Source organism: Burkholderia sp. Ac-20384 (assembly GCF_017104605.1).
GTDB lineage: Bacteria > Pseudomonadota > Gammaproteobacteria > Burkholderiales > Burkholderiaceae > Burkholderia > Burkholderia lata.
This window is the reverse complement of the sequence record NZ_JAAGPE010000097.1, coordinates 21535-30589: the sequence shown is the minus strand read 5'-3', so window position 1 is coordinate 30589 and position 9055 is coordinate 21535. Positions and strand designations below refer to the sequence as shown.

General features: G+C 66.9%; 7 protein-coding genes. 5 read left to right on the top strand and 2 right to left on the bottom strand.

Going from position 1 to position 9055, the window contains the following annotated elements; genetic code table 11:
* Both G3O00_RS19625 and G3O00_RS19620 read left to right on the top strand, forming a co-directional pair.
* The coding region (locus tag G3O00_RS19625) for a zinc-binding dehydrogenase (RefSeq protein WP_206144017.1) at nucleotides 1-465 on the top strand (465 nt) is incomplete at its 5' end.
* Between the two features lie 24 nt (nucleotides 466-489).
* Nucleotides 490-642 (top strand): DUF1427 family protein, encoded by a 153-nt coding sequence (locus tag G3O00_RS19620; RefSeq protein ID WP_011350776.1) that lies wholly within the window; start codon nucleotides 490-492, stop codon nucleotides 640-642.
* 24 nt (nucleotides 643-666) lie between these two features.
* Here the strand turns inward: G3O00_RS19620 and G3O00_RS19615 are convergent, their stop codons facing one another.
* Together G3O00_RS19615 and G3O00_RS19610 are read right to left on the bottom strand one after the other, a co-directional pair.
* The gene (locus tag G3O00_RS19615) at nucleotides 667-1692 is read right to left on the bottom strand and encodes a transporter (RefSeq protein WP_041493004.1); all 1026 of its coding nucleotides are present in this window, start codon (nucleotides 1690-1692) and stop codon (nucleotides 667-669) included.
* A gap of 206 nt (nucleotides 1693-1898) precedes the next feature.
* Nucleotides 1899-2849, bottom strand: a complete 951-nt coding sequence (locus G3O00_RS19610) for a phage tail protein (RefSeq protein WP_206144016.1) — start codon at nucleotides 2847-2849, stop codon at nucleotides 1899-1901.
* Nucleotides 2850-2970: 121 nt separating this feature from the next.
* Between G3O00_RS19610 and G3O00_RS19605 the strand changes: the two genes are divergently transcribed.
* The 3 genes from G3O00_RS19605 to tagF all read left to right on the top strand — a co-directional run bounded on the left by G3O00_RS19605 (nucleotide 2971) and on the right by tagF (nucleotide 9051).
* Nucleotides 2971-3816, top strand: a complete 846-nt coding sequence (locus G3O00_RS19605) for a M15 family metallopeptidase (RefSeq protein ID WP_041492728.1) — start codon at nucleotides 2971-2973, stop codon at nucleotides 3814-3816.
* 301 nt (nucleotides 3817-4117) lie between these two features.
* Entirely contained in the window at nucleotides 4118-8065 is a 3948-nt protein-coding gene (gene tssM, locus G3O00_RS19600; protein ID WP_174935973.1) for a type VI secretion system membrane subunit TssM, read from the top strand.
* Nucleotides 8062-9051: a type VI secretion system-associated protein TagF gene (tagF, locus tag G3O00_RS19595; RefSeq protein ID WP_011350771.1), complete on the top strand. Its 990-nt coding sequence runs from the start codon at nucleotides 8062-8064 to the stop codon at nucleotides 9049-9051. Before tssM ends, tagF begins: the two co-directional genes overlap by 4 nt.
* The last annotated feature ends 4 nt before the right edge of the window (nucleotides 9052-9055 follow it).

Genomic DNA, 9055 nt, shown 5'->3' with positions numbered 1-9055 from the left:
ATCGGCGTCGAGCGCAGCGCCGGCGGCTATCGCGGCCATGCATCGGGCGACGTGCGCATGATCGACGCGTCGAAAGAACCAGTCGCCGACGCGGTGCGCGCGGCAACCGGCGGCCACGGCGCGGACATCGTCTACAACACGGTCGGCAGCCCGTATTTCGAAGCGGCGAACGCGTCGATGGCGATCGGTGCGCGGCAGATCTTCATCTCGACGATCGACCGCAGCGTGCCGTTCGACATCTTTGCGTTCTATCGCGGCCAGCACACGTTCGTGGGCGTCGATTCGCTGCAGCTCGGCGGTGCCGCGGTCGCGCAGATCCTCGACACGCTCGCGCCCGGCTTCGGCAACGGCACGCTGCGCCCGTTCCCGATCGGCGACGACTACGTGTATCCGCTCGAGCGCGCACACGATGCGTATCGCGCGGTGCTGGCCGGTGCGCGCGAGCGCGTCATCCTCAAGCCCTGACACCGGACCGCACGGGAGACCGCCATGATGGACTACGTGATGTCGCTCGCGGTGGGCCTCGGCGTCGGCGTGCTGTACGCGCTGCTGCACGTGCGCTCGCCGGCCCCGCCGCTCGTCGCGCTCGTGGGCCTGCTCGGGATGGTGATCGGCGAACGCGCAATCGCGCTGCTGCGCTGACGTGTCGATGCGGCGACGACGGCCCTAACGGTCGTCGCGCCGGCGGAACGCCCACCACGCGGCGAGCCCCGTGAAACCCGCGACCAGCAGCACCATCAGCCAGAAGCCGTGCTTGTTCTCCGAGAACGGCACGCCGCCGACGTTCATCCCGAAGAAGCCGGCGACGATGTTGATCGGCAGCGCGATCACGGTCACGAGCGTCAGCGTGAACAGCGTCCGGTTGTTCTGCTCATCGAGACGCGAACCGATCTCTTCCTGCAGCAGCTTGATCCGCTCGTTGAGCCCCGCCAGATCGGCCAGCACCAGCGAGAACTCTTCGGTCGATTCGCGCAGCTCCTGCACGTCTTCCAGATGCAGCCACGCAGGCGGTTTCGCGAGCAGCCGGAAGATCGACCCGGGCTCGGGCGCGAGCATGCGCTGCAGGCGCGTCAGCGTGCGGCGCATCGCACCGAGCTCGATCCGGCTCGACGTGAGCCGCTGCGACAGGAAGCGATCCTCGATGCGGTCGACGTCGACGCTCGTGCGCCGCATGATCTGGCTCAGCAGGTCGGCCTGGTCGCGCAGCAGGTGCACGAGCAGTTCGGCGGGCGACCTGAACTGCTCGCCGTCGCGCACGCATGCGCGCAGCGTGTCGACCGAGCGCAGCGGCTTGAGCCGCGCGGTGACCATGATGCGCCGCTCGACGTGGACGAACAGCGTCGCGATCTCCGACGGCGTCAGTTCGAGGTTGAACATCACGTCGTTGACGACCGCGCGCAACGCGCCGTCTTCCTGCTCGATGCGCGTCGAGCGCGAGCCTTCGTGGAGGAATTCGAAGAAGCTGTCAGGCAGCCCGAGATGCGTGCGCATCCAGCGCTCGCTCGCGCCGTGCGCGAGATTGAAGTGCAGCCAGACGAAATCGTCCGATGCGAGATCGTGCGCGCGGCACGTGCGCAGCCATGCGGCGGCTGCGTCCGCATCGAGCGTCGCGCCGGATCCGCCGGGAACGAAGCGGAATCCGCACACCATGCCGGACGTATCGGCGCCGTAAGTCTGTACGATCAGGTCCATCGTGTCGAAGGTCGTGCTGCGTACGGCGCGCCGCGCAAAGCGGGTCGCGCGCCCGCGCCGGAAAAGGAAAGGAGACGTATGCCCGACGGGCATGACGCGCCGGTGACAGCGTCACGCGCATCATACCGTCCGATTCCGTGCCCCCAAAAGCAACGCGCCGCCCAACGGGCGGCGCAGGTACGGCGGGCTGACACGTGCAAGACGCGTTACTGCCGCGTCTCCGACTGCGCGGCGCTCGGGCACGCGGGGTCCTTGCCCCAGTGGCCTTCGCAGACGCGCCAGCGGCACAGTTGATCCTCGAAGAAACCGCGCTCCGAACACTCCTTCACGCGCGACGCCAGCGAGCCGGTCGTCGCGGCCGTCTTGGTCGGCACGGCCTGCGCCTTCTGCGCGGCGAGTTTCTTGTCGGCCGGCTTCGTGCGCGCGACGAGCGCCGCGAGCAGATCCGCATCCGGATCGTCCTTCCCGCCCGCCTTCGCGGTACGGACCGGCGTCGCGTCGCGGTGCTTCTTCGCCTGCGCGAGCTCGGCCTGCTGTTCCTTGCGATGCTTGCGGGCCTCGGCCTTGGCATCGGCCTTCGTGTCGGTCTTGCCGTGCGCGGCGACCTTCGCACCCTTCGCGGCATCGGCCTTCGCGGTTTTGGTCGTCGCGGCAGCGGCGGCGGCGGCCGCACCGGCCGTGGCTGCGCCCGATGCGTCGTCGGCGCCATTGGCGAGCGCGCGCGACAGACGGCTGTTGTCCGCGGCGGACGCGGACGATGCGGAAGCAACGGTTCGGGATGCCGCGTCGTCGTTGACGATCGTGGCCGGTTGCACGGCGGATGCGGCGGACGCGGTATTCTGCGCGACCTGCACGGCGGTATCGCTGGCCGCTGCGGCCTTCGCCGGTGCGGCTGCGGCAGGCGCGGCCTCGGCCGCGGCAACCTGCTCACTGGAATGCTGCATGCGCCATGCGCCCCAGCCACCGACGGCAACCACCAGCGCCACGACGGCGGCGATCGGCGCCTTCAGCGAACGGCGCGGCGGTTCGGCCGGGGGCGTGACACGTCCTTCCAGATTCGCGAGAATGCGCGACTGCTGAGCTCCGTCGCCTGCCGGTTTGGTATCGGACAGCAGGCTGGGCGGAGATTTCGAATTTGAATTTTCCGGCGCACTCATTCAGCGTCTCATTGAATCCTGGTTTAATTCACCGCGATAATATAGCCCGGCCTCTCGAAGCAGCCTGATTCTAAGAGCAAGCATTGCAAAACACAATCAATTCCAATTTCCGGGGATTTCGTTGATTGCCGTCGCACTCGTCGCCTATTTCGCCCTTGCCGTAGCGGTTGCGGCACTGTTGCTTTTACCGGGTATCCGCGCGACCGTATTCGAATCCGTCGCCCAGTTTCACGGCCGTCTAACGCGCCGTGCGAACGATCGCGCCTCGCGTACGCGAAGTCAGATTGTTAAATCGGCAAGCGTTACGCGCGGCGCTTTAAACGATGTGCAAAATTTACTGATTCGCCGGCGCTTGATGATTATGGTATCGGCAGGTATTCTTGCGACGCCGCCATTGGTCGCCATTGCGTTACGCGGCCGGCAATTGTTCCAGTACGACGACACGGCGCGCGTGCCCGACGAGAAGATCGCCGCGCTGCTGCAGGGCGAACAGCTCGTGCCGCCCCCGCCGCTGCCGCCGGAAGTCTTCGCCACCAAGGAAGTCGAACAGGTACGTCCGGCGCTGAAGGATGCGAGCCGCGACTGGAACCTGCTGGATCCGGATTTCCGTACGCGTTTGCTGCTGGTCTACAAGATCATGCACGAACAGTATGGTTATGAAATGGCGTTGCTGGAAGGTTATCGGAGCCCGGAACGACAGAACCGGCTGGCGCAGATGGGCGGTAGCGTGACCAACGCGGCAGCCTTCCAGAGTTATCACCAATTCGGGCTGGCGGCCGACAACGCATTCCTGCGCGACGGCAAGCTGGTCATTTCCGAGAAAGATCCGTGGGCGATGCGCGGCTACCAGCTGTATGGCCAGGTCGCCGAACAGGTTGGCCTGACCTGGGGGGGCCGCTGGAAAATGATGGATCTCGGGCACGTGGAATACCATAAACCCGGTTTTAAACTGGGACGCGGCAGCTAGCCAGGGCTGCCGGACAGGAAATAATGAGGGCGGCATGGGGCTTTTTAATATCCCGGCAGGAAACGATATGGGCGGCGCAAAAAATCATGCATTCCGGTGCGCGATTTTTTCCGGCCGCCGCTTCCGTTTTAAATCTCACAGCGTCCTTTCATTAATGCGCGCGCCTTCTCCGATGCCGCGAGCGCATTGATGCCCGCCCCCTTCATCCCGTTTGACAGCATGGCGACACATCGCGGCGCCACCCTTGCCGCTCGGCGCGCCTGCGTCGCCTCACCGAATCGCACCGGAACCTGAACGTCCTATGCAACGCATCCTCAACGTGCTGACTCATCCGCGTACGCTCTCGATCGTCGGGATCGTCGCGCTAGCGGCCATTCTCTTCATCGTCGCCGACATGCTGCAACTGCCGCTCCTGTGGGCGGCGATCGCGTTCGCGACGATCCTCGCACTGTGGCTCGTCGTCGCGCTGTGGCGCCGCTGGCGCGTGAAGCGCGCGAACCAGCAGCTCGGCCAGGTGCTGGAAGAGCAGGCGGAAACCGGCAAGATCGCCGCACCCGCCGCCGCTGCACTCGCCCCCGACTCGAAGACGGCCGACCTCGACGTGCTGCGCACGCGCCTGTCGGATGCGGTGAAGACGATCAAGACGTCGAAGATCGGCCAGGTGTCGGGCGGCTCCGCGCTGTACGAACTGCCGTGGTACATCGTGATCGGCAACCCGGCCGCGGGCAAAAGCAGCGCCGTGCTCAATTCCGGCCTGCAGTTCCCGTTCGCGGACAAGAACAGCGCCGTGATCCACGGCATCGGCGGTACGCGTAACTGCGACTGGTTCTTCACGACCGAGGGGATCCTGCTCGACACGGCAGGCCGCTATTCGGTGCACGAGGAAGACCGCAGCGAGTGGCTCGGCTTCCTCGGCCTGCTCAAGCGCTATCGCCCGAAGGCGCCGATCAACGGCATCATCGTCACCGCGAGCATCGCCGAACTCACCGGCAACCGCCCCGAATTCGCGATCAACCTCGCGAAAAACCTCCGTCAGCGCGTTCAGGAGCTGACGGAGAAGCTCGAAGTGTTCGCGCCGGTCTACGTGATGTTCACGAAGGCCGACCTGATCACCGGCTTCACCGAATTCTTCAGCAGCAGCGACAAGCACGAGTACGACCGCGTGTGGGGCGCCACCCTGCCCTACGAGCCCGACGACAAGCGCGACGTCGTCGCGCAGTTCGACACGCACTTCGAGGAACTCTACGAAGGGCTGAAGGAGATCAGCGTCGCGCAGCTGTCGCTGTCGCGCGGCAACCAGCTGTCGCCGGGCCAGTTGAGCTTCCCGCTCGAATTCTCGACGATCAAGCCGTCGCTGCGCGCGTTCCTCGCGACGCTGTTCGAGAACAACCCGTTCCAGTACAAGCCGATCTTCCGCGGCTTCTACTTCACCAGCGCGCTGCAGGAAGGCGAAACCAACAGCGCGGCCGCGCAGCGCATCGCGCATCGCTTCGGCCTCGACGGCGCCGCGCTGCCGAAGCCGCACAGCGCGTTCTCGAAGAACGGCTTCTTCCTGCGCGACCTGTTCTCGAAGGTGATCTTCGCGGACCGTCAGACGGTGCGGCAGTTCGCGAGCCCGACCAAGACGCGGCTGCGCTACGCGACCTTCTTCGGCTTCGTCGCGGCGCTGGCGCTCGCGCTCGGCGGCTGGACCTGGTCGACGATCGGCAACCAGCAGCTCGTCGCGAACGTGCAGGCCGACCTCGACAACGTCACGCGCCTGCAGCAGGGCCGCAACGACCTCCAGTCGCGCCTGCAGGCGATGGACATCCTCGAAGACCGGATCGAGCAGCTCGAACAGTTCCGCCGCGACAAGCCGGTTTCGGTGTCGCTCGGCCTGTACCAGGGCGACCGACTCGAGCAGCACCTGCTGACCGAGTACTACAACGGCGTGCGCCAGATCCTGCTGGCCCCGGTGTCGCAGAACCTCGCGTCGTTCATGAAGGACGTGAACGCGCACCCCGAACAGCTCGTGCCGATGACGCGCCCGCCCGAATCGGGCGCCGTGCAGGGTGGCGCGATGCCGGTCTCGACGAACGCGGCAGGTGCCGCGCCGCAGGCCGGTGCCGCACTGGCCGCATCCGGCGCCGTGCCGGCCGCGGCCCCGCAGCAGCCGGCCGCACCGCAAGGCGGCCTCTACAGCGACGCGTCGCCGACCAACGTGCAGGACGCGTACAACGCGCTCAAGACGTACCTGATGCTGTCCGACAAGCGTCACGTCGAGCAGGCGCACCTGACCGACCAGCTCGCCCGCTTCTGGCGCGGCTGGCTCGAGACGAATCGCGGCAACATGCCGCGTGACGAGATGATCAAGAGCGCGGAGCGCATGATCTCGTTCTACCTGTCCCGCGTGAACGACGACGACTGGCCGATGATCGACGCGAACCTCGCGCTCGTCGACCAGACCCGCGAGAACCTGCGCCACGTCGTGCGCGGCATGCCGGCCCGTCAGCGCGTGTACGAGGAAATCAAGGCACGCGCGTCGACCCGCTTCGCGCCGATGACCATCGCGCGCATCGTCGGCGACGGCAACCAGGGGCTCGTGGCAGGCAGCTACGCGATTCCGGGCACGTTCACGCGCGAAGCGTGGTTCGACTACGTGCAGCCGGCGATCCGCGACGCGGCGACCAAGGAACTGCAGGCGAAGGACTGGGTGCTGAACACGTCGACGCAGGACGACCTGACGCTCGAGGGCAGCCCCGAGCAGATCCAGAAGACGCTCGTCGGCATGTACAAGACCGAGTACGCGCAGCACTGGCAGAAGTTCATGCAGGGCATCGCGGTGCAGGGCTTCAGCAGCTTCGGCCAGGCCGTCGACGGGATGAACCGCCTCGGCGACCCGCAGGATTCGCCGATCCGCAAGATCCTCGAGACCGCGTACGACCAGACCTCGTGGGACAACCCGTCGCTCGCGAACGTGACGATCAAGAAGGCGCAGACGGGCGTCGTGAACTGGGTCAAGCAACTGTTCTCGCGCTCGCAGGCCGGCCAGGTGGCGGCTGCCAACATCGACATCAACGGCAATCCGGCCGAGGTGCCGATGGGCCCGATCGGCCAGGAGTTCATCGGGCTCGCGCGGATCGTCGCGACGCATGACGGCACATCGATGCTCAAGGGCTACATGGATTCGCTGTCGAAGGTCCGCACGCGCTTCAACGTGATCAAGAACCAGGGTGACCCGGGCCCGGGCGCGCGCCAGCTGATGCAGCAGACGCTCGACGGCAACGGTTCGGAACTCGCCGATTCGCTGAAGCTCGTCGACGAGCAGATGCTGACGGGCCTCACCGATTCGCAACGCAAGTCGCTGCGTCCGCTGCTCGTGCGGCCGCTGATGCAGGCGTTCGCGGTCGTGATCCAGCCGGCCAGCGCCGAAGTCAACAAGGTGTGGAACGCGCAGGTCTACCAGCCGTTCCAGAACTCGCTCGCGACGAAGTACCCGTTCGCGGCGAGCGCGAAGGTCGAGGCCGGCGCCGGTGAAATCGCGCAGGTGTTCGGTCCGGACGGCTCGATCGCGAAGTTTGTCGGCACGACGCTCGGGCCGCTCGCGGTGCGCCGCGGCGACACCCTCGCCGCCCGCACGTGGGGCGACATGGGTATCGGCCTCACGCCGGACTTCACCAGCGGCTTCGCGCGCTGGGTCGCGCCGCTCGCCGGCGGTGCGGCAGGCAGCGCCGCCGCGTCGTCCGAGCCGCAGACCGTGTTCCAGATCCTGCCGCAGCCGAGCACGGGCACGACGGAATACACGATCGCGATCGACGGCCAGCAACTGCGCTACCGCAACACGCCGCCGCAGTGGACCAACTTCGTGTGGCCGAACCCGCAGGGTTCGCCGGGCGCGACGCTGTCCGCGACGACCTTCGACGGCCGCACGGTGCAGCTCGTCAACGAGCCGGGCCGCTACGGTCTCGAGAAGCTGATCAACTCGGCGCAACGCAAGCGCCGTCCGGACGGCACCTTCGACCTGACGTGGGCGCAAGGCAGCGTGAACGTGTCGGTGACGATGCGCATCATCAGCACGTCGCAACCGTCCGGCGGTGGCGGTGACCAGCCGCAGCAGCAGAGCCTGCGCGGCCTGCAGCTGCCGTCGTCGGTCGCCGACGCGAGCGCGGGTGCCGCGCAGAACGCGACCCAGACCGCCGGCACGGGCACGCCGGCCGCAGCGCCGGCCGTCGCGGCCGCCAACGCAACGAATGCCCAGGGGGCGCAATGACGCAAACCGTACAGGCGCAGATCGCCTACTTCGGCAAGATTCCGTCGCGCGGCGACTTCGTGAAGAGCCCGCACAACCCGCAGTTGCTGCAGACGCTCGACCGCTGGATCGCGCAGGCGCTCGAGCTGCTCGCGGAAGATCCGCGCTGGAAGCTCGTCTACGAGGATGCGAAGCCGATGCATTTCGCGTTCCTCGGCTCGCGCAGCAAGCTCGCGATCGCGGGCCACATGGTCGCGAGCCACGACGTGTCGATGCGGCGCTTCCCGTTCCTCGGCGCCACCGCGCTCGAGGTCGACCGGCCGCTCGCGTTCCTCGCGCGCAGCCCGCTCGCGTTCGCGCGGCTGTGGTCGCGCGTCGCTACGCAGATCCCGCCGCTGCTCGGCAAGGACGAGCCGCCCGGCGCGCTGCAGGCGCTCGGCGACACGCAGGTGCCGATCGACGTCGGCGGCCCCGGCACGTCGCATGACGGCACCTTCAACGATTTCATCGAACACCAGTCGCTGTACGGCCTTCAGGAGATGCTGCTCGAAAGCGGTCATCCCGTGCGGCTGCGCGGCGCGATGCTCGCGCTCGGCTCGCTGCTGCGGCCGGTGATGCAGAGCGGCTCGTCGCACATCGAGCGCGGCCTCACGCTGCCGCTGCCGGTCGATCCGTTCTACCGCAGCCTCGTCGCCGCGTTCTGGCTCGAACTGATCGCGCCGTTCGTCGCGCAGGCCGACTTCGAGCTCGCGATCTTCATCGGCACGATCGCCGAGCGCGAACGGCTCATCATCGGCTTCAACGGCGCGTCGGCAAAGACGCTGCTGAGCGTCGTCGACCCGCAGACCTACGCCGCCCACAACATCGACATCGACGATCCCGAGTGGATCGACGCCCATGCGCAAAACGATCACCAGATCAGCAAGCTCGTCAGCTACCTCGACCAACCGCAACTCTCGCTGCGCGTCGCCATCGACGCGTTCCGTGAAGCGTTCATCGGAGGCTGACGGG